13 protein-coding genes are annotated in these 25680 nt (G+C 52.9%); 9 read left to right on the forward strand and 4 right to left on the reverse strand.

All coding sequences use genetic code 11. The features are described 5' to 3' along the window. Nucleotides 1–59 precede the first annotated feature (59 nt). The 3 genes from J1836_RS10610 (at nucleotide 60) to J1836_RS10620 (ending at nucleotide 18221) form a co-directional block, all read left to right on the forward strand. Nucleotides 60–1562 carry a CLIPPER-2 domain-containing protein gene (locus tag J1836_RS10610; RefSeq protein WP_207251057.1) on the forward strand — a complete coding sequence of 501 codons (1503 nt, stop codon included), beginning with the start codon at nucleotides 60–62 and terminating at the stop codon, nucleotides 1560–1562. Nucleotides 1563–1647: 85 nt separating this feature from the next. Continuing rightward, nucleotides 1648–5148 carry an SdrD B-like domain-containing protein gene (locus tag J1836_RS10615; RefSeq protein ID WP_207251058.1) on the forward strand — a complete coding sequence of 1167 codons (3501 nt, stop codon included), beginning with the start codon at nucleotides 1648–1650 and terminating at the stop codon, nucleotides 5146–5148. A gap of 152 nt (nucleotides 5149–5300) precedes the next feature. Next, complete coding sequence (locus J1836_RS10620; RefSeq protein ID WP_207251059.1) at nucleotides 5301–18221, forward strand: IPTL-CTERM sorting domain-containing protein; 12921 nt, start codon at nucleotides 5301–5303, stop codon at nucleotides 18219–18221. 88 nt (nucleotides 18222–18309) lie between these two features. Here the strand turns inward: J1836_RS10620 and J1836_RS10625 are convergent, their stop codons facing one another. Then, entirely contained in the window at nucleotides 18310–18651 is a 342-nt protein-coding gene (locus tag J1836_RS10625; RefSeq protein WP_207251060.1) for a hypothetical protein, read from the reverse strand. 140 nt (nucleotides 18652–18791) lie between these two features. Between J1836_RS10625 and J1836_RS10630 the strand changes: the two genes are divergently transcribed. Next, nucleotides 18792–19943, forward strand: a complete 1152-nt coding sequence (locus J1836_RS10630) for an RNA-guided endonuclease InsQ/TnpB family protein (protein ID WP_207251061.1) — start codon at nucleotides 18792–18794, stop codon at nucleotides 19941–19943. 40 nt (nucleotides 19944–19983) lie between these two features. Here J1836_RS10630 and J1836_RS10635 read toward each other — a convergent pair whose 3' ends face one another. Continuing rightward, entirely contained in the window at nucleotides 19984–20181 is a 198-nt protein-coding gene (locus J1836_RS10635; RefSeq protein ID WP_207251062.1) for a hypothetical protein, read from the reverse strand. 1 nt (nucleotide 20182) lies between these two features. Further along, nucleotides 20183–20617: a hypothetical protein gene (locus J1836_RS10640; protein WP_207251063.1), complete on the reverse strand. Its 435-nt coding sequence runs from the start codon at nucleotides 20615–20617 to the stop codon at nucleotides 20183–20185. A 243-nt stretch (nucleotides 20618–20860) separates the two neighbouring features. Here J1836_RS10640 and J1836_RS10645 point away from each other — a divergent pair, with 243 nt between their 5' ends. After that, a complete protein-coding gene (locus tag J1836_RS10645; RefSeq protein WP_207251064.1) occupies nucleotides 20861–21295 on the forward strand; it encodes a hypothetical protein in 435 nt (144 codons plus the stop codon). Nucleotides 21296–21396: 101 nt separating this feature from the next. On the opposite strand, the gene J1836_RS10650 is transcribed toward J1836_RS10645, so the two are convergent. Continuing rightward, a complete protein-coding gene (locus J1836_RS10650; RefSeq protein ID WP_207251065.1) occupies nucleotides 21397–22269 on the reverse strand; it encodes a LysR family transcriptional regulator in 873 nt (290 codons plus the stop codon). Between the two features lie 104 nt (nucleotides 22270–22373). Here J1836_RS10650 and leuC point away from each other — a divergent pair, with 104 nt between their 5' ends. From leuC to leuB, 4 genes are read left to right on the forward strand one after another with little or no spacing between them, the layout of a single operon-like run. Continuing rightward, the gene (gene leuC / locus J1836_RS10655; protein ID WP_207251066.1) at nucleotides 22374–23777 is read left to right on the forward strand and encodes a 3-isopropylmalate dehydratase large subunit; all 1404 of its coding nucleotides are present in this window, start codon (nucleotides 22374–22376) and stop codon (nucleotides 23775–23777) included. Nucleotides 23778–23789: 12 nt separating this feature from the next. Further along, nucleotides 23790–23930: an entericidin A/B family lipoprotein gene (locus tag J1836_RS10660; RefSeq protein ID WP_207251067.1), complete on the forward strand. Its 141-nt coding sequence runs from the start codon at nucleotides 23790–23792 to the stop codon at nucleotides 23928–23930. Nucleotides 23931–23935: 5 nt separating this feature from the next. Then, nucleotides 23936–24571 (forward strand): 3-isopropylmalate dehydratase small subunit, encoded by a 636-nt coding sequence (gene leuD / locus J1836_RS10665; protein WP_207251068.1) that lies wholly within the window; start codon nucleotides 23936–23938, stop codon nucleotides 24569–24571. Between the two features lie 28 nt (nucleotides 24572–24599). Further along, on the forward strand, nucleotides 24600–25679 hold the full coding sequence (gene leuB, locus J1836_RS10670) for a 3-isopropylmalate dehydrogenase (RefSeq protein WP_207251069.1): 1080 nt from the start codon (nucleotides 24600–24602) through the stop codon (nucleotides 25677–25679). Nucleotide 25680: the final 1 nt, after the last annotated feature.

Here is a 25680-nt window from a genome sequence, read left to right on the forward strand (position 1 = left end):
TGAATGGTAGTCTTTTTCGGGCGAAAATAATTAGTTAATAATAAAAGAGAGCGATAACGATGAAAAAAATGACCAATGTAAAAGCCTTGCTGTTGACTTTCTGCGCTGTGGGCGTGTTGTCTGCGGCTAACCAGTCTTGGGCAGATTCCACCATCACCAACTGCGCACAAGTGTCAGCGGTGACCGAAGCGGATACCGATTCCACACCGAACAACAAAGCGACTGAGGCAGAATTGTTGGATGCTGTTACCAAGGCAACCAATGAAGATGATGAAGCGTGTGCGCCGTTGACCGTAACTTCCATCTTCGATTTGGGTGATGCACCTGATACCTACGGAACAACAGGTGCAACCGCTGCGAAACACGAAATCATTCCGGGCTTGAAACTGGGTACTACCGTGGATGATGAAGCGGATGGTCAACCGAATGCAGCAGCGGATGGTGACGGTGCAGATGAAGACGGTTACAGCGTGCCTGTTCTGACGGATGGTCAGGCGGTGACATTGAAAGTGACGGCAACCAATACTACCGATAAAGCGGCGACCTTGGGTTGCTGGATTGACTTCGACGGTAGCGGTACGTTTGACACCAGCGAATACAGTGGTGCACCCGTCGCCATTGGTGCAGCGGATTCTATCATTGATGTGATCATGCCAGCAGCACCAGCGGATGCCAGCTCTAATGCCAAAACCAAAGACGGCACGTATGCACGCTGCCGTTTGAGTACCGACACCATTGATGGCACCAAAGCTACCGGTGCATTGGTTGACGGTGAAGTGGAAGATACCAAAGTTACGTTCTCTGCAAAACCCGTCTTCGACTTGGCATTGGTCAAGCGTTTGGCAACTGATCAAGCAACCAGCGTTAAAGCGGGTGATACGGTTAAGTTCACCATCGAAATTACCAACCAAGGTAACGTGGATGCGAAAGACGTAGCGGTCACTGATTACATTCCAGCGGGTTTCACCTTGTCTGATGCAAATTGGACGGCAGTTGGCAGTGTTGCCACCTTGAATACGCCGATTGCGACGTTGGCAGCAGGCGGTAAAACAACCGTCGACATCAGCCTAACGGTTAATGCGGATGCAACCGCCGGTACAGTGCAAAACGCGGCAGAAATCAGTGGCGCAACCGATAAAGACGGCAAGCCAGTGACTGATGCAGACTCTACGCCAGACACCAATCCCGCGAACGAAACCAAGATTACCGATGATGCGATCGACAATACGGATGGCGATGAAGACGACCATGACATTGCTAACATCACCATCACGGTTGATTCAAAAGTGGATATTGAGTTGACCAAAGTGGTGACTGATACCAAAGATGTTGCGATCACGACAGTGCGCCGTGGCGACACCGTTATCTATACCCTGCAAGCGACCAATAAAGGTCCCGATGCTGCCACTGCCGTGACAGTGAAAGACCAGTTGCCAGCCGGTTTGACCTATGTCAGCGATGACAGTACAGGCAAATACGACACGGCTTCTGGCATGTGGACAGTGGGTGATATGGCTAACGGCGAAAGTAAGTTGCTGAAAATTACCGCTACTGTGAAGTAATTCACCTTTGTAACGCGTGAGATACGGGAAAGGGGCGCAATGCTCCTTTCCTGTGTGTGAATGAAAACAATAATGGGATATCAATATGCGTAAACAAAGCATTCCAGCCGCTTGGTTGGGCGTGGGGGCGAGTGCGTTGCTACTGATGGCATCGCCATCTCAGGCAACCGGCACACAAACCTTCACCAAAGAACTGTTGACACCGACGACCGCCAAACCAGGCGAAACAGTCAACTACCGTTTTCGGTTGGCGTGTTCCAGTTTAACGTCAGATTGTGGCACCTTGGTTATTGAGGATAATTTACCGCCAGAGCTTGAGGCGGTGAATTGCGCAGTACCCAGTGGTTTTACGGTGGTCTCTTGTAGTGCCGCCAGTTCATTAATCAAAGTTACCAAAGATACACCGTTCAACGGCGGTGATAGTTTTAATATAGATGTTGCGACCCGTGTCAAATTAGGGACAGCACAAGGGACTGCCTTAGCAAATACTGCCACGGCGGTGATTACTGCGCCGGATGAAGCGGGCAATGCCAGCGTGCCTTCTACCGCTAATACCGTGACGGTGGGTGCAACAGCACCCAACTGGACATTGAAAAAAGCGCGAGTTTCCCCTGCGACTAACTTGAAACCTGCGCCGGATACGGATGTGGGTTATCAGGTAGATTTCTGCTCAAATTCCGCTGTGGGCAATGTGAGCCTGAGCGGTGTTTCCCTTAAAGATGCGTTCCCAGCCGGAGCAGTCGTCGTCAATAACGGCGGGGCAACCGTGAGCGGTAGCGAGTTAGTCTGGACACTGGGTAATCAGGATTTAGCTACGCTGTACACGGGTAAAGATTACAACACCGAAGTATGCGTCACGAAAGCCTACACATTGCGTTACCCAGTCGCGACGTTCCCGATTGGTACTAGCATTACCAATACGCTCAGTGCAAATGCTAATGAAGGCGCTATTGGGCCGAATGCGACAATTACTGAGGATATTGGCGAGCCAACACCGGGTGTCGGTTTGTACAAGTGGGCGAAAGATGTTTTGGCTGGTTCATCGTCCGCTGGCTTCAACTGGGGTATTCGCGCGGATACTTATGGATCTAATGCACCTGTACCTAATTTGACACTCTATGACACTTTGCCCGTAACGCCGACAGGTATTGTGCCGACAAAAGTGTATGTGAATGAGTGGAATTCTCCGCCCACCACGAATGCGCCCAGTGGTAGTAACGTCGTGCTGACCTTGGGCTATTCCACCGATGCGGGGGATTGTAAAGCAGCTAATTACACGGCATTGGTGACTGATGCCGCCAGTAACTCCAACCCAGATGGTTTGGATTTGCCAGCAGGCGTTACCTGTTTACGCTGGCAATTTAAAGACTTAGGTCCCGATGGCCCAGCCGTACCGCGTGGTTGGCAATTTAATCCGTATTGGGCGGGTATTGTGACGGCTGATACATCAGCAGTAGCAGGGCCTTACCCCGTGGCTGTTAAAAACTGTGTCGTAGGTAGCTTCACCAAATTTGATAATTCCACCGGTTTATCGGGTGAGATGTGTGATGACTCTTTTGTAGAAGAGGCCACACCTGCCATGCAGATGTACAAGGATGTGATGAATGGTAGTAGTTTCCGCCCCGACGACACGGTGGAATTTAGGCTGCACGTCGAGCATGTCTGGGATGATTCTACGGGTACGGCACACAATCCTGTCGTGACAGATTTATTGCCTGCCACATTAGATTTTGACAGTTTCACGGCATTTAGTTTGGCTTGGGGTGAGTTTCCTGAACCGAATTTGGAAGTAATTCCTGACTATAAGGGGACAGGGCGTACTTTACTGCGCTTTAGTTGGTCTGATACACCACCGGCTGGTTCAGTGCGTAAAGATGGTTCGGCAGGGATAGCAAATGCGGGTGACTTTCCGTTAGAAAATTGGATGCGGATTGGTTTTACGACCAAGGTTAAACCCGGTACAGGGGTGGGTACGTATACTAATGATGCGGCTTTTTTTGTAGATAACGCTCGGTTTACGTGTCGTAATACTGTTGGTGTCGATGCGAATGATTTGGATGGTGACGGCAGTAGCAGCGATGCAAGCTGTGATCGTTCCATCGGCTTTAATGTTACCTCCGCAGCGATTGTATCGGCTGAAAAATGGGTGAAAGGTGAGTTCCCAACTTATCCTAACGTCGATGATCCGTTGACTAACCCAGTCGTGACCAATGAGCAATGCCCTAACGATGGTGATGGCTACACCCGCTTCCCATGCGTGGCGCAGGTGAAACACGCCGGTGCGTTTGATTACAAACTTATCGTTAGCAACAAGGGTAATGAGCCGCTGACCAACTACATTTTGTACGATGTATTACCCGTGAAAGGGGATACAGGGGTTGGTCAACCCGTGTCTACTTTGCAGCGTGGCAGCTTGTGGCGGCCTGTATTAACGGGGGCGATTACGCCAGCAGATGCTTATACCACGTCAGCAGGCGCGGTATTTGAGTACTCCAGCGCTGCGAACCCGTGTCGCCCGGAAGTGTCTTCCACGGCAACCGAAACCCCCGCTAACCATTGGCAAGCCGATTGTACGGATGATTGGACGGCTGCTCCGGCAGACTTTTCCACAGTAACCGCGTTCCGTATCAAAGCGGCGTTTGCGGCTGCTCCGTATTGGGAACCACTGAAAAACTTGACCTTCAATGTACCGATGCTGGCGCCGTTGGATGCACCGCCGAGCATTGTGGGTAACAGCAAGTACTTCAGCCCAGCCTGGAATTCAATGGCGCACCGCGTGACGCAACAATCCAATAGCCAACGTCTGGATACCGCAGAACCGCGTCAAGTGGGAATCATCGTGCCGACCATCAAATACCGTTTGGGTAACTTGGTGTGGAAAGATGATAACCACAATGGTATTGCCGATGTGGGGGAAGCGGGTATTGCCAATGTGGATGTTAACCTGATCGACAGCACTAACGCCGTCATTGCCACCACCAAAACGGATGCGAATGGTCATTACATCTTTGAAGGTTTGGCAGCAGGCAAGTACCGTGTGGCTATTCCAACCCCTATGGCGCAAGCCGCTTTGGCAGGTTTGAATTCGTCTACCGTTGGCGAAGAAGCGACCCCCGATACGAACGTTGACAACAATGACAACGGTGTAACGACGGATGCCACCCTCGGTTTGGTGTCAGGCGAAGTGACCTTGGAAGACGTTCCGGCAGAACCTGAAAACGAAGCGTTACGTACCGATAATTCCGATGATGATGGCGATGCGTGGCCGGATATTGCCTCCAACAAATCCGTGGACTTTGGTTTCTTTGTTGCGCCGAATGTACCCAAGGCAGACTTGAGTTTGACCAAAGCGGCAGATAAAACCAGCGTCAAACGCGGTGAAACCGTGGTGTATACCCTGACTGTCACCAATGGTGGCGCAGATAACGCTACGAGTGTTGCCGTCACGGATAAGCTCCCCACGGGTGTTACGTATGTCAGCTCAACTGGCGATGGCACGTATGACCATACGTCCGGCCTTTGGACAATCGGTGATGTGGCGAATGGCGTCAGTAAGTCCTTGGCGATTACCGTGACTGTTAACTAATCATTGCCAGAAGAAAATGACCACTCGGCGGCTTATTGCTGACGAGTGGTGAGTTAGCCTTTATGCTTGACTCATTAATAAAAAATACTTTTGAAGACTTAACCAATCAGGGCACTATGATGAAAATAACAAAGCTCTCCTTGTGCGTTTCTATGGCCGGTTTATTAGCAACGCTGCCCGCTGCGTATGCAAATGAAATCGTGACCAACTGCACCCAAGTATCAGCAGTAGACGGTGGCGACAGCAACGCGACCAATAACGAATCCTGTGCGAAATTGCTGATCCCTTTCGACTTTGGTGATGCACCCGATCCGAGTTTCCAAACGTTGGATGCTAGCGGCGGTGCACGTCATCAATTGGGTACAGATGTATTCCTCGGTAAGTGTATCGACGCGGATACGGGCTTGTTACAAGGAACAGCAAGTGCTGATGATGCTGATAAAGGTTCACTCGAATTTGGTACGTGTACCGACCCTGCCAGTGGTGACGAAGATGGCGTAGCCATTGCGCCGCTGCATGTGGGCGATACTCAGAATGTGGTGCAAGTCACCGCGAATGCTGCCTGTAAATTAAACGCTTGGGTCGACTGGAATAAAGACGGCAGTTGGGGCGGTGCGGGCGAGCAAGTGTTCATTGACCAAGTGCTCGCCGCAGGCAGAAATGACCTGACGATGGACGTTCCCGCCTTCGCCGCAGAAGGCACGATTTATACCCGCTTCCGTTGTTCCACGGCGGGTGCTGATGGCATCGGTGGCGAAGCGGCGGATGGTGAAGTCGAAGACTATGCGCTGAATATTTTGCCCGCCATTCCCAAAACGCCGGTTTCTGTCGGTGACACCATTTGGGAAGATACCGATAAAGATGGCAAGCAAACCGTTGGTGAAAATCCACTGGCAGGTGCAGTCGTTACCTTGCTGGATAGCATGGGTGCGCCAGCGAAAGATTTGAGTGGCACAATCGTCGCTGATATCACAACAGATGCGACAGGCAAATACCTGTTCGGCAATCTGCCCGAAGGTGATTACAGCGTTAAAATTACACCACCGAAAGATTACATCCCCACCCTGAATGCGGGCGATGTAGACACTGTTCCCGCCAACGATGATAGCAACTGTGCGGTACAAGGTGATGGCAGCATTACCAGCACATTGTTCAGCCTGACAGCAGGCGGCGAACCGATTGATGACGGTGATACGGATGCTAACAGCAATTTGAGTGTTGACTGTGGTTTCTATAAACCGACTGTACCCATGCACAGTTTGGGTAACAAAGTCTGGATCGACGATGGCGCTGGCACAGATGCCAACGCTAACAACGGCACACTGGATGCAGGCGAAACAGCCGTAGCGGATGGTGTTGTGGTTGAATTGCGTGATGCGGCGGGTGTGCTGATAACTAGCACCACGACTAGCAAAGGTTTCTATTTGTTCAGCGGTCTGGTCGCGGGTGATTACAAAGTTTGTGTGGCTAACAGCAACTTCGCCACGGGTGCAATGTTGGATGGTTTTAGCCCTAGTACCGGCGGCAACGAAGTGGATACTAACGCTGGGATAGATAGCAACGACAATGGCAGTGATGTGCTTGCTGATGGCTTGTGCTCGAATGTGATTACCTTGGATGGTGATGCGCCCACCGGGGAAATTGACACCGCGAATGGGGCAGCCGGTGAAGACGGTGTTGGTACACCGGATGCGCTGTCTGATTTGACTGTCGACTTTGCAGTAGTGCGACCAAAACCACCCAAGCCTGTTTCCGTGGGTGATTACGTCTGGATTGATGCCAATGAAGATGGTCAGCAAGACAAGGATGAGCTGCCGCTAGTAGGCGCAGTTGTTACCTTATTGGATAAAAACGGTAATCCTGTGACAGATTTGGCTGGCAAACCTGTTGACTACTTGCAAACTGATCTTACCGGTAAATACTTGTTCAGCAACTTGCCCGAAGGCGAGTATATCGTGCGTGTGAAAGCACCGGATGGCTATGTGGCGACGCAAGGTGGCGCGGCGGTGGATGCTGATGCCTCCAATACCGATAGCAACTGCGCGGTCACGGGTAGCAATGTGCAAACCCTGCCCTTCCTGCTGACAGCGGGTGCGGAATCCACCAAAGACGGTGATACCGATGCAAACAGCGATCTGAGTGTTGACTGTGGTTTCTACGTGCCTAAAGCACCGGTGCACAGCGTGGGTAACCGTGTTTGGGTCGATACCGACAACAACGGTTTGGCGGATAACGGTGAAATGCCAGCGGTTGCGGGTATTAAGCTGGAACTGAAAGATGCCAATGGTGCAGCCATTACCTCTACCACGACGGATGCGGCAGGGCGTTACTTGTTCAGCAATCTGGCAGCGGGTAGCTATCAGGTGTGCGTGGTGGCCGATAACTTCAGCGCCACGGGTGTCCTGAACGGTTTCACGGCAAGTAACGGCGGTAACGTGGCGGATGCGAACACCGACGTTGACGGTGACGACAATGGCACGGACGACATCGCGCAAGGGCTGTGTTCTAACCTCGTGGTGTTGGATGATAAAGAACCAAGCGGTGAAGCAGGTGTTAACGACCAACCGGGTGTTGACGGCGTAGGCACAGACGATAACCGTTCTAACCTGAGCGTTGACTTCGGTATTGTGCCGCCAGTTGCGCCAACGCTGGTGGCAGTGGGCGATTACCTCTGGATTGATGCCAACGAAGACGGTCTGCAAAGCGCTGGTGAACAAGGTTTGGCAGATGCAACCGTGACCCTGCTCGATAAAGCGGGCAACGTAGTTGCGTCGATGGTAACAGGCGCAGACGGCTTGTATGGCTTCACTAAATTGCCAGAAGGCGATTATTCAATCAGTGTGAAACTGCCCGATGGCAGCCCCTACATCCCCACTCAGAACGCGGGTGATGTGGATGACGTACCGGCTAACAATGACAGCAATTGTGCGGTACAAGGCGATGGCAGCATTACCTCCGCTATCTTCACGCTGAACGCTGGGCAAGAGCCTGCTGCTGCGGAAGACGGTGACAGTGCCGACAAAAACATGACGGTTGACTGCGGTTTCTATGAACCCAAACAGCCAGTGCACAGTATCGGTAACATGGTGTGGGTGGACAATAGCGCAGGCGATGCTACCAAAGACAACAACGGTAAGTTCGACTCAGGCGAAACCCTGATGAGTGGGGTTAAAGTCGAATTGCGTGACAAAGCGGGCGTCGTCATCGATAGCACCATGACCACCGACGGTTACTACTTGTTTGCTGGCGTAGCAGCGGGTGAATACCAAGTCTGCGTGGCAGCCAGCAACTTTAGCGGCGTCGGCAAGCTGGTGAAATACACCGCTGGCATCACTGGCAACGAAGCCGATGCCAATGCTGACATCGACAATAACGACAACGGTGACACCACCCTTGTAGATGGTTTGTGCTCCAACGTAGTCGTGCTTGACGACAAAGAGCCAACGGCTGAAGCCCTTACCGCCAGCGGTACAGCGGGTGATGACGGTGCAGGTACAGAAGATGCACGTTCTAACCTGACGGTTGACTTTGCGGTGCTTGCACCTGCTAAGCCGAAGCCTGTTTCTGTCGGCGACATGATTTGGATTGACGCGAACGAAGACGGCAAGCAAGACAAAACCGAAGCGCCTTTAGCCGGTGCAACGGTCACGCTGTTGGATAAAGACGGCAAGCCGGTCATTGACCTTGCAGGCAATGCAGTCACGCCGGTTACAACCGACGCAGACGGCAAGTACGTGTTCATCAACCTGCCCGAAGGTGACTACAGCATCAGCGTGGCTGCCCCTAAAGACAGCGGCTACCTGCCCACTAAAGGCGGCGCGGATGTTGACGACGATCCGTCCAACATCGACAGCAATTGCGCCGTGAGTGGCAGCAGCGTCCAGACAGCTTTGTTCACCCTCACTGCTGGTGGCGAACCTGTTGACGATGGCGATACTGATGCTAGCAGTAATTTGAGCGTTGATTGCGGTTTCTACCTGCCGAAAGTCCCCGTACACAGCCTCGGTAATCGCGTGTGGATTGACACCAATAACAACGGTGTGGCAGATGCAGGCGAAGTTCCTGCTGCTGAAGGCGTTAAGCTGGAACTGCAAGATGCAACAGGTAAGCTGCTGGATACCACCACGACGAATATTGACGGGCGTTACCTGTTTGGCGGTCTGGCAGCGGGTAGCTATCAAGTGTGCGTCGTTGCGGATAACTTCTTGGCAGGCAATGTTCTGGAAGGTTTCAGCGCGAGTACTGGCGGTGACTTAGCCGCTGCGATTGCCAACAATACCGACGGCGATGACAACGGTAATGATGACATTAGCAAAGGCTTGTGTTCCAACGTCGTGGTGCTGGATGACAAACAACCATTGGGTGAAGCGGGTGCAGGTGCACCGGGCGAAGACGGCATTGGTACAGACGATGCGCGTTCTAATCTGACTATCGACTTCGGTATTGTGCCGCCAACAGTTGCACCGAAAACCGTGTCGGTGGGTAACGTTGTGTGGGAAGACACCAACGCGGATGGCAAACAAGACGCCGCCGAACCCATCTTGGCAGGTGTTGAAGTCACCTTGCTGGACAACGCAGGCACGGTCGTCAAAACCATGCTGACGGACGCGACGGGTAACTACCTGTTCAGCGAATTACCCGAAGGCGACTACAGCATCACCGTCAAAGCGCCAGCGGGTTACGAGTTCACCGCGCAAGGCACGGATGCGACCGCCAACGATGACAGCAACTGCTCCGTCGCGGGTGCCATCAGCCTGTTCAACCTGACCGCAGGTGCAGAGTCCATCACCGACGGTGACACCGATGCCAACAGCGACCTGACCCAAGACTGCGGTCTGGTCAAGCCCAAAGTAGTACCGAAAACCGTATCCGTGGGTAACGTTGTGTGGGAAGACACCAACGCGGATGGCAAACAAGACGCCGCCGAACCCATCTTGGCAGGTGTTGAAGTCACCTTGCTGGACAACGCAGGCACGGTCGTCAAAACCATGCTGACGGACGCGACGGGTAACTACCTGTTCAGCGAATTACCCGAAGGCGACTACAGCATCACCGTCAAAGCGCCAGCGGGTTACGAGTTCACCGCGCAAGGCACGGATGCGACCGCCAACGATGACAGCAACTGCTCCGTCGCGGGTGCCATCAGCCTGTTCAACCTGACCGCAGGTGCAGAGTCCATCACCGACGGTGACACCGATGCCAACAGCGACCTGACCCAAGACTGCGGTCTGGTCAAGCCCAAAGTAGTACCGAAAACCGTGTCGGTGGGTAACGTTGTGTGGGAAGACACCAACGCGGATGGCAAACAAGACGCCGCCGAACCCATCTTGGCAGGTGTTGAAGTCACCTTGCTGGACAACGCAGGCACGGTCGTCAAAACCATGCTGACGGACGCGACGGGTAACTACCTGTTCAGCGAATTACCCGAAGGCGACTACAGCATCACCGTCAAAGCGCCAGCGGGTTACGAGTTCACCGCGCAAGGCACGGATGCGACCGCCAACGATGACAGCAACTGCTCCGTCGCGGGTGCCATCAGCCTGTTCAACCTGACCGCAGGTGCAGAGTCCATCACCGACGGTGACACCGATGCCAACAGCGACCTGACCCAAGACTGCGGTCTGGTCAAGCCCAAAGTAGTACCGAAAACCGTATCCGTGGGTAACGTTGTGTGGGAAGACACTAACGCGGATGGCAAACAAGACGCCGCCGAACCCATCTTGGCAGGTGTTGAAGTCACCTTGCTGGACAACGCAGGCACGGTCGTCAAAACCATGCTGACGGACGCGACGGGTAACTACCTGTTCAGCGAATTACCCGAAGGCGACTACAGCATCACCGTCAAAGCGCCAGCGGGTTACGAGTTCACCGCGCAAGGCACGGATGCGACCGCCAACGATGACAGCAACTGCTCCGTCGCGGGTGCCATCAGCCTGTTCAACCTGACCGCAGGTGCAGAGTCTATCACCGACGGTGACACCGATGCCAACAGCGACCTGACCCAAGACTGCGGTCTGGTCAAGCCCAAAGTAGTACCGAAAACCGTGTCGGTGGGTAACGTTGTGTGGGAAGACACCAACGCGGATGGCAAACAAGACGCCGCCGAACCCATCTTGGCAGGTGTTGAAGTCACCTTGCTGGACAACGCAGGCACGGTCGTCAAAACCATGCTGACGGACGCGACGGGTAACTACCTGTTCAGCGAATTACCCGAAGGCGACTACAGCATCACCGTCAAAGCGCCAGCGGGTTACGAGTTCACCGCGCAAGGCACGGATGCGACCGCCAACGATGACAGCAACTGCTCCGTCGCGGGTGCCATCAGCCTGTTCAACCTGACCGCAGGTGCAGAGTCCATCACCGACGGTGACACCGATGCCAACAGCGACCTGACCCAAGACTGCGGTCTGGTCAAGCCCAAAGTAGTACCGAAAACCGTATCCGTGGGTAACGTTGTGTGGGAAGACACTAACGCGGATGGCAAACAAGACGCCGCCGAACCCATCTTGGCAGGTGTTGAAGTCACCTTGCTGGACAACGCAGGCACGGTCGTCAAAACCATGCTGACGGACGCGACGGGTAACTACCTGTTCAGCGAATTACCCGAAGGCGACTACAGCATCACCGTCAAAGCGCCAGCGGGTTACGAGTTCACCGCGCAAGGCACGGATGCGACCGCCAACGATGACAGCAACTGCTCCGTCGCGGGTGCCATCAGCCTGTTCAACCTGACCGCAGGTGCAGAGTCTATCACCGACGGTGACACCGATGCCAACAGCGACCTGACCCAAGACTGCGGTCTGGTCAAGCCCAAAGTAGTACCGAAAACCGTGTCGGTGGGTAACGTTGTGTGGGAAGACACTAACGCGGATGGCAAACAAGACGCCGCCGAACCCATCTTGGCAGGTGTTGAAGTCACCTTGCTGGACAACGCAGGCACGGTCGTCAAAACCATGCTGACGGACGCGACGGGTAACTACCTGTTCAGCGAATTACCCGAAGGCGACTACAGCATCACCGTCAAAGCGCCAGCGGGTTACGAGTTCACCGCGCAAGGCACGGATGCGACCGCCAACGATGACAGCAACTGCTCCGTCGCGGGTGCCATCAGCCTGTTCAACCTGACCGCAGGTGCAGAGTCCATCACCGACGGTGACACCGATGCCAACAGCGACCTGACCCAAGACTGCGGTCTGGTCAAGCCCAAAGTAGTACCAACACCAGTTGCGGTTGGGGATTACCTCTGGATTGATACTAACGAAAATGGCTTGCAAGACGCGGATGAAAAAGGCTTAGAGGGCGTAACGGTTACGCTGCTCGATAAAGACAGCAATCCAGCGAAAGACCTGCAAGGCAACGTAGTTGCGTCGATGGTAACAGGCGCAGACGGCTTGTATGGCTTCACTAAATTGCCAGAAGGCGATTATTCAATCAGTGTGAAACTGCCCGATGGCAGCCCCTACATCCCCACTCAGAACGCGGGTGATGTGGATGACGTACCGGCTAACAATGACAGCAATTGTGCGGTACAAGGCGATGGCAGCATTACCTCCGCTATCTTCACGCTGAACGCTGGGCAAGAGCCTGCTGCTGCGGAAGACGGTGACAGTGCCGACAAAAACATGACGGTTGACTGCGGTTTCTATGAACCCAAACAGCCAGTGCACAGTATCGGTAACATGGTGTGGGTGGACAATAGCGCAGGCGATGCTACCAAAGACAACAACGGTAAGTTCGACTCAGGCGAAACCCTGATGAGTGGGGTTAAAGTCGAATTGCGCGATAAGACGGGTACATTCATTAGCAACACCATGACCACCGACGGTTATTACTTGTTCAGTGGACTTGCGGCAGGTGAATACCAAGTCTGCGTGGTAGCCGATAACTTTAAAAACATGGGCAAGTTGGTGAATTACACCGCTGGCATCACTGGCAACGAAGCCGATGCCAATGCTGACGTCGACAATAACGACAACGGTGACACCACCCTTGTAGATGGTTTGTGCTCCAACGTGGTTGTGCTCGATGACAAAGAGCCAACCGCAGAAGCCACTACCGCCAGCGGTACAGCGGGTGATGACGGTGCAGGTACAGAAGATGCACGTTCTAACCTGACGGTTGACTTTGCGGTGCTTGCACCTGCTAAGCCGAAGCCTGTTTCTGTCGGCGACATGATTTGGATTGACGCGAACGAAGACGGCAAGCAAGACAAAACCGAAGCGCCTTTAGCCGGTGCAACGGTCACGCTGTTGGATAAAGACGGCAAGCCGGTCATTGACCTTGCAGGCAATGCAGTCACGCCAGTTACAACCGACGCAGACGGCAAGTACGTGTTCATCAACCTGCCCGAAGGTGACTACAGCATCAGCGTGGCTGCCCCTAAAGACAGCGGCTACCTGCCCACTAAAGGCGGCGCGGATGTTGACGACGATCCGTCCAACATCGACAGCAATTGCGCCGTGAGTGGCAGCAGCGTCCAGACAGCTTTGTTCACCCTCACTGCTGGTGGCGAACCTGTTGACGATGGCGACACCGATGCTAGCAGCAACTTGAGCGTGGATTGCGGTTTCTACTTGCCGAAAGAACCAGTCCACAGCCTTGGTAATCGCGTATGGATCGACACCAACAACAACGGTGTCGCTGATATTGGCGAAGAAGCCGCGATGGAAGGTATCAAGCTGGAGCTGCAAGATGCAACAGGTAAGCTGTTGGATACCACCACGACGAATATTGACGGGCGTTACCTGTTTGGCGGTCTGGCAGCGGGTAGCTATCAAGTGTGCGTCGTCGCGGATAACTTCACGGCAGGCAACATTCTGGAAGGTTTCAATGCCAGCACGGGCGGTGATTTGGCGGCTGCGATTGCCAGCAATACCGATGGCGATGACAACGGTAATGATGACATTAGCAAAGGCTTGTGTTCCAACGTCGTGGTGCTGGATGACAAGCAACCGTTGGGTGAAGCGGGTGTTGGCGCACCGGGCGAAGACGGCATTGGTACAGACGATGCGCGTTCTAACTTGACCATCGACTTCGGTATCGTGCCGCCCATCGAACCTGCTAAACCGGTTTCCGTGGGTAACTACCTGTGGATCGACGCAAACGAAGACGGTATTCAGGATGAGACTGAAGCTGCTTTGGCGGGCGCGACGGTCACGTTGCTGGATGCTAAGGGTGAACCAGCGAAACATCTGGATGGCGCAGCAGTAGATGCCATTACCACAGGTAAAGACGGTCAATACCTGTTCGACAATCTGCCCGCAGGCGATTACAGCATTACTGTACTGCCCCCTGAAGGCGGTTATGTCGTCACCAAAGGCGGCACAGATGCGGATACTGATGAATCCAATACCGACAGCAATTGCGCGGTAGTTGGTACGGGTATCCAAACTGCATTGTTCACACTGACCCCCGATGCTGAACCCGTGGATGACGGTGATACTGATGCTAGCAGCAACTTGAGCGTTGACTGTGGTTTCTACGTACCCAAAGTGCCCGTACACAGTATTGGTAACATGGTCTGGGTGGACGATGGCGCAGGCGATGCCACCAAAGCCAACGACGGCGTGCGTGATGCAAAAGAGCTAGCTGTGCCGGATGGCGTGGTGATGGAATTGCTGGGTAAAGACGGCAAAGTTATCAGCGAAGTGCCCACCAAAGACGGTTACTACTTGTTCAGCGGTTTGGAAGCGGGTGAATACAGCGTCTGCGTGGCACATGGCAACTTCGATCAAGGTCTGCTGAAAGGCTATACCGCGAGCACGGGTGGTGATGAGAAAGACATCACCGCAGGCGTGGATAACGGCGATAACGGTGAAAATGACACCCAAGATGGCTTGTGTTCCGGCGTGATCGTGCTGGATGACAAGCAACCGACGGGCGAACTGCCAACCGCAAGCGGTACAGCGGGCGACGATGGCATGAAAACCGACGACAACCGTTCCAACCTGACCATCGACTTCGGCGTATTACCACCTGCGCCAGTGAAGCCGAACACGGTTTCCGTGGGTGATTACATTTGGATCGACACCAACAAAGACGGTCAGCAAGACGCGGCTGAAACCGGCTTGGCAGGCGCAACCGTTACGTTGATGGATAAAGACGGTAAGCCAGTGGTACTGGATGGCACAACCCTTATGCCAATCGTCACAGGTGCGGACGGCAAATACGTGTTCAGCAACCTACCTGAAGGTGAGTACAGCATCAGTGTAGCTGCACCTAAGGATAGCGCCTACCTGCCCACCCAAGGCGGCGCGAAGGTTGATAGCGATCCTTCCAACACCGACAGCAACTGTTCCGTTGATACCGGCAAAACCAGCCTGTTCACCTTAACAGCAGGCGCTGAGCCGGATGTGGCGGAAGACGGCGATGGTCTGGATGGCAATTTGACGGTGGATTGCGGTTTCTATCTGCCCGTAGCGGCGAAAGCCAGCATCAGTGGTACGGTTTCGGTGGATACCACCGGCGATAGCGTCGGCGAAACCCCACTGGAAGGCATTAGTCTGGCATTGCTGAACAAAGACGGCACACCTGTGCTGGATAAAGACGGCAAGCCACTGACGACACTGACTAATGCCAAAGGCGAGTACGTGTTTGCTGATGTTGAAGCGGGTGATTATTTGGTCGTGGAAACACAGCCAGAAGGTTATAGCTCGGTCATTGACGGCGATACCACGTTACCAGACGACGACACTGCCAACACCGACACCACCGATGACAGTATTCCTGTCACAGTGACTGCGGGTGAAACGGATGACCGCAACGACTTCGTAGAGCGTGCACCCGTGAAACCGAACACAGTTTCCGTGGGTGATTACATCTGGATCGACGCGAACGAAAACGGTCAGCAAGACGCAGGCGAAGCACCGTTGGCAGGTGCAACCGTTACCTTAATGGACAAAGACGGCAAGCCAGTGGTATTGAGCGGCGATATGGCGATTGCGCCGATCACTACAGGTGCAGACGGCAAATACCTGTTCAGCAATCTGCCCGAAGGTGAGTACAGCATCAGTGTGGCTGCCCCCAAAGATAGCGGCTACTTGCCGACTCAAGGTGGCGCGAAGGTTGATACTGATCCATCCAATACCGACAGCAACTGTTCAGTGGATACGGGCAAAACCAGCCTGTTCACCTTAACAGCAGGCGCTGAACCAGATGCAACAGCAGACGGTGATAGCACAGATGGCAATATGACCGTGGATTGCGGTTTCTATCTGCCTAAAAAGCCTAAGCACAGCATCGGTAACATGGTCTGGGTCGATAACGGTGAAGGCACTAAAGCCAGCAACGGTAAATACGACCAAGGCGAAACCTTGCCAAGCGCGGTACAGGTTGAACTACGTGATGCCACTGGCACGCTGATCCGCAGTACGCAAACCGACAAAGGTTTCTACCTGTTCAATGAGCTGGAAGCAGGCGAGTACAAAGTCTGTGTCGCAGGCAGCAACTTCAACGAAGGCGCAGTGCTGGCGGGTTATGCTGTCAGTGATGTGGCTGACGAAACCGATGTGAACGACGGTGGCGACAATAACGATAACGGCGATAACACGGCCTCGGATGGTCTGTGTTCTAACCTGATTGTGTTGGATGACAAAGAGCCGAAAGCTGAAACGCCAACCGCTAGCGGTATAGCGGGTGACGATGGTATGGCGACTGACGATAACCGTTCCAACTTGACGGTTGACTTTGCGGTTGTCCCTGTTGAGCCAGTGCAACCGGGTACACCGGTGTCGGTGGGTAATCAAATCTGGGTCGACAGCAATGCCGATGGCAAGCGTGACGAAGGTGAAAGCCTCTTGGCGGGTGCAGTCGTAACCTTGACGGATGGTTCAGGTCGTGCCGTGACCGATTTGGATGGTGCAGCCGTGGCTTCCCATACAACGGGCAACGACGGTTTGTATGTGTTCAGCAACTTGCCAGAAGGTGAGTACATCGTCACGGTCGAACCACCGGAAGGTTTCTTCCCAACCGTTGGCGGCATTGATGCGGATAGCGATGCGAGTGACTTCGACAGCAACTGCCGGGTTAACCCGATCAATACCACCATCGAAACGCACCCCTTCACCCTGACGGCAGGTGCTGAACCGGATGCAGACGGTGATGATACCAACGGCAATATGACGGTTGACTGCGGCTTCTACGGCTCAGTCTCGCTGGGTAACAAAATCTGGCAAGACGACAATGCCAACGGTCAGCAGGACAATGCCGAGCCGGGTATTGCAGGCATTACGATCAGTTTGATGGAAGAAGATGGCATTACGCCAGCGACCGACATCAGCGGCAATGTGGTGGCAGGCGTTAAGACGGATGCGAGCGGTAACTACCTGTTCGAGAACCTGAAACCGGGCAACTACATTGTGGTCGTCAATCCGGGTAAGGATTCTGGCTACAGCCTGACCAAAGGTGGTGCTGACCCAGATACCGATACCTCCAACACCGACAGCAACTGTAAGGTCGTTGCAGGCACATTCCAGACACCAGCGGTCACGCTGTTGCCGGGTTCTGAGCCGGGGGCAAAGGTTGACGGTGATGACGAAAGCCGTAACAGCACGGTCGACTGCGGTCTGTTCCGCCCTGTGAATCTCGGCAGCCGCCTGTGGCTTGACTTAGACAACGACGGTAAGCAAGACGGTGGTGAACCGGGTATTCCGGGGGCAACCGTGACCTTGCTGACAGTCGATGGTAAGCCTGTGACCGACATCTTCGGTGATGTGCTGAAACCACAAACCACGGATGCGGAGGGTAAGTACTTCTTCGGCAGCTTGCGTGAAGGTCAGTATGTCGTGAAGGTCATCCCACCAGCGGGCTACTTGCCAACGGTTGCGGTTATTGACCCGAACAACAACGATGGCACGGATAGCAATGGCGTACTCAATGCCGATGGCAGCATCGTGAGCAAACCGATTGACCTGACGTGGGGCGATGAGCCTGCGGATGGTGGTGCAACCAATACCACGGTTGGCTTCGGTCTGATTGCGAACCTGCACGTTCCGACCTTGAGCCAATGGGGTGTGGCGATCATGAGTATGTTGCTGGCAACGGCTGCATTCTTCCGCCGCCGTCGGGAAGACTAAGGGAGCGGGGACTCCCCCCATCCCCGACCAACAAAAAGCCAGCTTTGTGCTGGCTTTTTGTTTGCTCGGTATGGAGGACAATCCCTCATCATATTGGAAAAGTGGCAATGCCTTTTTCTAGCGTTTCCTCAATGATACTCCCACCGTATTTTTTAAATACATCGGCAAAGGTAAGTTCTATTTCGTTTTCCACTGGATATGTCCGTAAATATCGGGTTGATTGATAAAGTTTTCCTGTGTGCTTAGATAAAACGGTTAGACAGATACCATCGTTTATTTCTTTATCTAAAATGGTGCGGTTTTGTTGGGTAACGATTTCATCTATTTTCTGTGTCCACTCTACTAGTTGATGTTCGCCGCAGGATTGAAGCACACTCTCCAGTAAGTTTGATTGGTCACGACAGACCGAAATTAACTCCCAAAACTTCATCCATCTTGCGCGAGATACCCCGTCTTTTAGGTCGGGGAGGGATAGCGCGTCGGTGGTAGCCGACCCTCTTCTCGCTCCTCTTTCGTTAAGCTATCTTGGTTAAACACGCATAACTCACCGCATCCACTATACTGAGAGCCATGCAAACGAAACGCGCCTACAAGTTCAGGTTTTACCCCGACCCGCAACAAGAAAAACTGCTGGCGCAAACCTTTGGTTGTGTGCGCTACGTGTACAACAGCATTTTGCGTTACCGCACGGATGCCTATGATCAGACGCAAGAAAAAATCGGTTACATGGGCGCGAATGCCCGATTGACCGCCATCAAGAAATTGCCTGAGTCGCTGTTTCTGAACGAAGTCTCCAGTGTCCCACTGCAACAATGCTTGCGAAACCAGCAAACGGCGTTCAAAAACTTCTTTGAAGGTCGGGCGAAATATCCCGTCTTTAAATCCAAAAAACACCGCCAGTCGGCTGAATTCACTTACCGCGCGTTCACTTTTAAAAACGGTGAACTGAAACTGGCGAAGTGTGAGCAGCCATTGGCGATTAAATGGAGTCAGACGCTTCCGTCCAATCCCACCACCACTACCGTTTCCAAAGATCAAGCAGGGCGCTATTTTGTGTCTTGCTTGTGTGAATTTGATGCCACGTTGTTGCCCATCACCGATAAGAAGGTGGGCATCGACGTGGGCATCAAGGATTTGTTCGTCACTTCTGACGGTTTTAAATCCGGCAATCCCCGCCATACCGCAGAATACGCGGCTAAACTTGCGAAATACCAACGCCGTCTTGCCAAGAAGAAACTCGGCAGCAAGAATCGGCTGAAAGCCAAACGCAAGGTTGCCCGTATTCACGCGAAAATTTCCGATTGCCGCTCGGACAACTTGCACAAGCTGTCCCGCAAACTGATTAACGAGAACCAAGTGGTTTGCGCTGAAAATCTCGCTGTGAAGAACATGATTAAGAACCCAACATTAGCCAAGCACATTGCCGATGCAAGCTGGGGAGAATTTACCCGCCAGCTTGCGTACAAAGCCAACTGGGCGGGCAGAACGTATGTCGAAATCGGCAGGTTCTTCCCCTCCAGTAAGCGGTGCAGTGGTTGTGGATGTGTAGTTGATCGTTTGCCATTGGCAGTACGTGTCTGGGAATGCCCTGAATGCAAGGTAATCCACGACCGTGACGTAAACGCTGCCCGCAATATTTTAGCCGCCGGACTGGCGGTGCTAGCCTTTGGAGAGAATGTCAGTGGCGCGTGCATTTCGGTGTATTCGTCCGGTTCTCGATGAATTAGGAATCCCCTTCCTTCAGGGAGGGGAGGAAGTCAAATTACTTTTCTCCCCGTGGAATGCTTTTCACATCGTATCCCAAATTACTCCAATACTTAGAGGCGGCTTCCCACTGTTCAGGTGTGACACCAGTTGCTTTACTGATGCTGTAACCAAAACGCCCAGAATCAGCATTGATAGTGACCTGCTCCGTTGTGCCAAACCATGCCTCGCCACCAACATAAGCCTTGTCACTCAAATTAGTGTGAACGATATTTTCTCTTGGTGTTGGAAAAGGTGTAGATTCTAAGGCGATATTGACCCGGTTTTTCTGTTATTTTTCTGGTTACTAGGTCGGCAATATCGACATATTTCCCATAAGTAGAATCGTTGTAAGTTTGCCCCATATTTTTGGCAAGTTCATAAGCGCCTTTTGCTGTTTCGCCGACTACTTCACCAACTCCAACAAAAAAGCCACCTACCTGTTGGGTAATTTGTTTTGTGGTATTCCATGCTGTGTGGCTATTGCTATCGTTACCAATCTTGCCAAGTTGACTGTTAACAAGCTGCGTGACAGATTCCGCTACTGCTGGAAGCAGGATAGGACGTATCGTTGACGGTATGGTGTGGGGGATTCCCGATAAGTTTGAGGCACGTTGAGTAATAGGTGTTACATAATTTACATTGGGTGTCATGTGATCCCTTCCTTGGGATTGAGTGGTCATCTGCCCAAGACTAGTTCTACGGTTTGTATGATAGAGATGTGCGAGTGATTGGTGGTCGTCAATATGTGACAAACGGCTGACCTAAAAGCAAGCCTCGTGTTGATCTTTCTTTGTCGCTAATTTCCAGCCGTTGATCACTTGTTTTGGGATTTTGTGTCGTGATTGGCACTATTGTTGCCGCTTTAAAGCCTAGATATAGAGGAGAATAGGGTCATGACTATTGGTTTATTGGGTAATTTGTTGAGTTTTGGGCAACAGCGTCCTGTTAGTAATAATAGCAATACGGTGAGTTGTGGTTGTAACAGCAATGCGAACACTGGTAGCAACAATATAAGTGGTGGCTTACTGGGTGGTTTGCTGGGAGCTAAAACCAATTTAATTGGTAATATCCTTGGTGGTATGAAAGGCGGTAGCAGTGTTAATAACAACCCTATTGGTTCAGTGGTTGGTGGACTTGCGCAAGGCGTGCACCATACGGCTGAGAATGTTATTGCCTCAACCGGTTTAGGTAGTGTATTTGCGCCAGTTGATGCTGCGGTCATTCACCCAGTGTTGTGGGATCCGATTTCACTGGCGACTGGCGTTGATGTGAGTTCACATCCGGCAGGGGTGGCGAATGTTTCGAACCCGTTGAAGGTCCCACGTTGATTGGGAGTGTTTACAAGTGCAGTTGACATCCTCTCCTCCCTGAAGGACGAGGTTTTACGCGAAAGAAGGAAAAAGGTCAGCTTCGTGCTGACCTTTTTGGTTTAGGGGGTGCGGAATTGGTTGAGGATGGTTAGGAGGGTTTTGGCGGCATTCGAGAGGGTGCGTTTGCGGTGGTAAATCACGCCGAGTTGGCGTTGCAATTGCAAGGGTGTGTTGACGATGACGAGTCCCTCATCTAACAGGGTGTGTGGTAGCAATGACCACCCTAAGCCTGCGCTGACCAGCATCTTTAAGGTTTCCAAATAATTGGTGTTGAGATAGACATCAATGTGTTCATTAACCGATGCCAGCGCTTGGCTAATAATTCGGTAGGTATACGTGTCTTTACACGGCATAACGCAACGGTATTGCACCAGTGCTGCCAGTGAGACCTCCGGCACTTGGCTGAGTGGGTGGTCACGGCTTACCACGATGTGTAGCTGGTCTGTCCAAATACTTTGCGCTTGTAACTGTTCGGGCAATTCGCTGGGTAATGTCACTACCGCTATTTCTAAATCCCCGCGTTCGACGGACTGGCACGCCAGTTCCGAGTCCACAAAGCGCAAATCCAGTTTGACCTCAGGGTGATGTTGGTTGAAATAACGCAGTACGGGCGGTAAACGATGCAAGCCAATGTGATGGCTTGTGCCCATCACCAATTCGCCGTGCATATTCCCCGATAGGTTAGAAGCAATGCGGCGGATGTCTTCCAGTTCATTGCGCAACACTTGTACGTGTGGTAAGAGTGCCTGACCCGCTTCGGTGAGGGTTACTTTGCGGTTGATGCGATTGAACAGTAGTGTACCCAGCTCATTTTCCAGCGACGTAATGCGCTTGCTGATGGCAGGTTGGGTAATGAACAAGGCTTCTGCCGCCAATGAAAACGATTGGCGGCGAGCTACTTCAAGGAAGGCGTTGAGGTTATTAATATCCATGTTTTGCATTCTACGTTGGAATGCAGGATATGAAAATTATGAATTTTATTTATTCATACGGGAATGTTATTCTCTGCGCATCCATTATGTCAGAGGGGTTAGTTGTGGCAGGTAAAACACTTTACGATAAGGTCTGGGATGCGCATGTGGTGCGGCAAGAAGCCGACGGCACAGCCTTACTGTATATCGACCGTCACTTGGTTCACGAAGTGACTTCACCGCAAGCCTTTGAAGGGCTACGTTTGGCGCAGCGCCAACCGTGGCGCGTCAATTCAATGGTGGCAGTTCCCGATCATAACGTGCCGACCATTGGGTTGGAACACGGCATTACCGATCCGGTAGCACGTTTGCAGGTCGAAACGCTGGATGCGAATTGCCGCGATTTTGGGATTACCGAATTTAATATTGGCGACATTCGTCAAGGTATTGTGCACGTTATTGGCCCGGAGCAAGGTGCAACTTTGCCCGGCATGACCGTGGTTTGCGGCGATTCGCACACCTCTACTCACGGCGCATTCGGCGCACTCGCGCATGGCATCGGCACATCCGAAGTTGAACACGTCATGGCAACCCAATGCCTCATCCAGAAAAAGATGAAAAACATGCTGATCAGCGTGGATGGCAAAGTCGGCGCAGGCGTGACTGCCAAAGACATCGTGCTGGCCATTATCGGTGAAATTGGCACGGCAGGTGGCACCGGTTACGCCATCGAATTCGGTGGCGAAGCCATCCGCGATTTGTCGATGGAAGGGCGCATGACCGTGTGCAATATGGCCATCGAAGGCGGTGCGCGTGCGGGCATGATTGCGGTCGATGACACCACCATCAATTACGTCAAAGGTCGTCCGTACTCGCCAAAAGCAGAAGATTGGGAAGCAGCGGTAGCGGCATGGCAAGACCTACATTCCGATGTTGACGCGGTATTTGATCGGGTGATGCGTCTGGATGCTGCCAGCATTCAACCGCAAGTGACGTGGGGAACATCCCCAGAAATGGTCTTGCCAGTCGATGGCAAAACGCCAGACCCTGCCAAGGAAAGCGATCCGGTCAAAGCCAGTGGTATTCGTGCCGCGCTCAAGTATATGGGGCTGGAAGCGAATACGCCGATTACTGACGTGCAGGTGGATAAAGTATTCATCGGTTCGTGCACCAATTCGCGTATCGAAGACATCCGCGCTGCTGCTGCGGTGGCGAAAGGGCGCAAAGTGGCGGCGAATGTGAAACTGGCGATGGTCGTCCCCGGCTCTGGTTTGGTCAAGCAGCAAGCGGAAAGCGAAGGGCTGGATAAAATCTTCATCGAAGCGGGATTTGAATGGCGTGCGCCGGGTTGTTCCATGTGTCTTGCCATGAATGCTGACCGTTTAGAACCGGGTGAGCGTTGCGCTTCCACTTCCAACCGCAACTTTGAAGGGCGGCAAGGGCAGGGTGGACGTACCCACTTGGTTAGCCCTGCGATGGCTGCTGCTGCTGCCGTGACAGGTCATTTCGCTGATGTTCGTACCTTGTAAGGAGAGATTCCCATGCAAAAGTTACTGAGTGTTTTATCCCTGATGGCGCTCCTGCTGTTGGCAGGTTGTAGCACGGTGGAAGGTATCGGCAAGGATTTGAAATCGCTGGGCGGTACGATTGAAAAAGAAGCGACGACTGACAAGGCGAAATAATTATCATGGAAAAATTTACTGTACACACGGGTTTGGTGATTCCGCTGGATCGTTCCAACGTTGATACCGATGCGATTATTCCCAAGCAATATTTGAAATCCATCCAGCGCACCGGTTTTGGCCCCACGCTGTTTGACGACTGGCGTTACCTTGAACCGGGCGAACCGGGCATGGATCACAGCAAACGCACCCCGAACCCGGATTTCGTGCTGAATGCGCCGCGTTTCGCGGGTGCCTCCGTGCTATTGGCGCGTGAAAATTTCGGCTGCGGTTCGTCGCGGGAACACGCGGTGTGGGCGTTGACCGATTACGGCATTCGGGCGGTGATTGCGCCGAGTTACGCGGATATTTTCTTCAACAATAGCTTCAAGAATGGCTTGTTGCCGCTGACCTTGCCTGCGGAGGTGATTGATCAGTTATTCGTTGAGGCGCAAGCCACCGAAGGCTATCAGCTCACCGTGAATTTGGCGGAGCAGCAAGTAGTCACGCCGAGTGGCGCAGCGTTTGCATTCAGCATTGACGACTTCCGCAAGTATTGCCTGCTGAACGGGTTGGATGATATTGGGTTGACGTTGCAACATGCCGATGACATTCGGGTGTATGAGGCGAAGCGTCAGCAAACAGCGCCTTGGTTATTTTAAGATTTTGATTTATTTGGGTTAGGTTGTTATGACACACAAAATTTTGGTATTACCCGGTGACGGTATTGGCCCGGAAATCGTGGCAGAAGCGGTGAAAGTTCTGAACGTTTTCACGGCGGAAGGCAATTTGTCGGTTGAGCTGGAATACGCCAATATCGGCGGGATTGCTTACGATAAAGAAGGGCTTCCGTACCCCGATTCCACGCGTGCCTTGGCGCAAAAAGCCGATGCGATTTTGCTCGGTGCGGTCGGTGGTCCACAATACGACGCGCTGGATCGTCCGTTGCGCCCCGAACGGGGTTTACTGGCTATCCGCGCTGATCTCGGTTTATTTGCCAACCTGCGCCCTGCAATTCTGTACGAAGAACTCGCATCCGCGTCCACCCTGAAACCCGAAGTGGTGGCAGGTTTGGACATTATGATCGTGCGCGAACTGACCGGCGGCATCTACTTCGGTCAACCACGCGGCATTCGGGTGTTGGAAAACGGTGAACGCCAAGGCTTTAACTCCGCCACTTACACCGAATCCGAAATCGAGCGTATTGCCCGCGTTGGCTTTGAAACCGCGATGAAACGTAACAAACGCCTGTGTTCCGTCGACAAAGCAAACGTATTGGAAGTGTGCGAACTGTGGCGCGAAATCGTCGAAAAGGTTGGCAAGGAATACCCTGAAGTTGAACTCAGCCACATGTACGTCGACAATGCCGCGATGCAATTGGTTCGTGCGCCCAAGCAGTTTGACGTTATCGTGACCAGTAACCTGTTCGGTGACGTACTGTCTGACGCGGCGGCAATGCTGACCGGCTCTATCGGCATGTTGCCGTCTGCTTCCCTGAATTCTTCTGCGTGCGGCTTGTACGAACCGATCCACGGTTCTGCCCCCGACATCGCAGGCAAAGGCATTGCCAATCCGTTGGCAACCATTCTGTCCGTGGCCATGTTGCTGCGTTACAGTCTCAACCGTCCAGAAATGGCGGATCGTGTCGAAGTGGCGGTGAAAAAGGTGTTGGCATCCGGCTTACGCACGGGCGACATTTATACTGAAGGCTGCCGCAAGGTAGGGACAGCGGCAATGGGCGATGCCGTTGTTGCGGCATTACAAGGGTAAT

Source organism: Thiothrix fructosivorans (assembly GCF_017349355.1).
Classification (GTDB): domain Bacteria; phylum Pseudomonadota; class Gammaproteobacteria; order Thiotrichales; family Thiotrichaceae; genus Thiothrix; species Thiothrix fructosivorans.

What these genes read in the sequence shown, in the direction of transcription:
- J1836_RS10610 (WP_207251057.1), top strand. Translation starts at nt 60, where the DNA reads ATGAAAAAAATGACCAATGTAAAAGCCTTGCTGTTGACTTTCTGCGCT.
- J1836_RS10615 (WP_207251058.1), top strand. Translation starts at nt 1,648, where the DNA reads ATGCGTAAACAAAGCATTCCAGCCGCTTGGTTGGGCGTGGGGGCGAGT.
- J1836_RS10620 (WP_207251059.1), top strand. Translation starts at nt 5,301, where the DNA reads ATGGCCGGTTTATTAGCAACGCTGCCCGCTGCGTATGCAAATGAAATC.
- J1836_RS10625 (WP_207251060.1), bottom strand. Translation starts at nt 18,651, where the DNA reads ATGAAGTTTTGGGAGTTAATTTCGGTCTGTCGTGACCAATCAAACTTA.
- J1836_RS10630 (WP_207251061.1), top strand. Translation starts at nt 18,792, where the DNA reads ATGCAAACGAAACGCGCCTACAAGTTCAGGTTTTACCCCGACCCGCAA.
- J1836_RS10640 (WP_207251063.1), bottom strand. Translation starts at nt 20,617, where the DNA reads ATGACACCCAATGTAAATTATGTAACACCTATTACTCAACGTGCCTCA.
- J1836_RS10645 (WP_207251064.1), top strand. Translation starts at nt 20,861, where the DNA reads ATGACTATTGGTTTATTGGGTAATTTGTTGAGTTTTGGGCAACAGCGT.
- J1836_RS10650 (WP_207251065.1), bottom strand. Translation starts at nt 22,269, where the DNA reads ATGGATATTAATAACCTCAACGCCTTCCTTGAAGTAGCTCGCCGCCAA.
- J1836_RS10660 (WP_207251067.1), top strand. Translation starts at nt 23,790, where the DNA reads ATGCAAAAGTTACTGAGTGTTTTATCCCTGATGGCGCTCCTGCTGTTG.
- leuD (WP_207251068.1), top strand. Translation starts at nt 23,936, where the DNA reads ATGGAAAAATTTACTGTACACACGGGTTTGGTGATTCCGCTGGATCGT.
- leuB (WP_207251069.1), top strand. Translation starts at nt 24,600, where the DNA reads ATGACACACAAAATTTTGGTATTACCCGGTGACGGTATTGGCCCGGAA.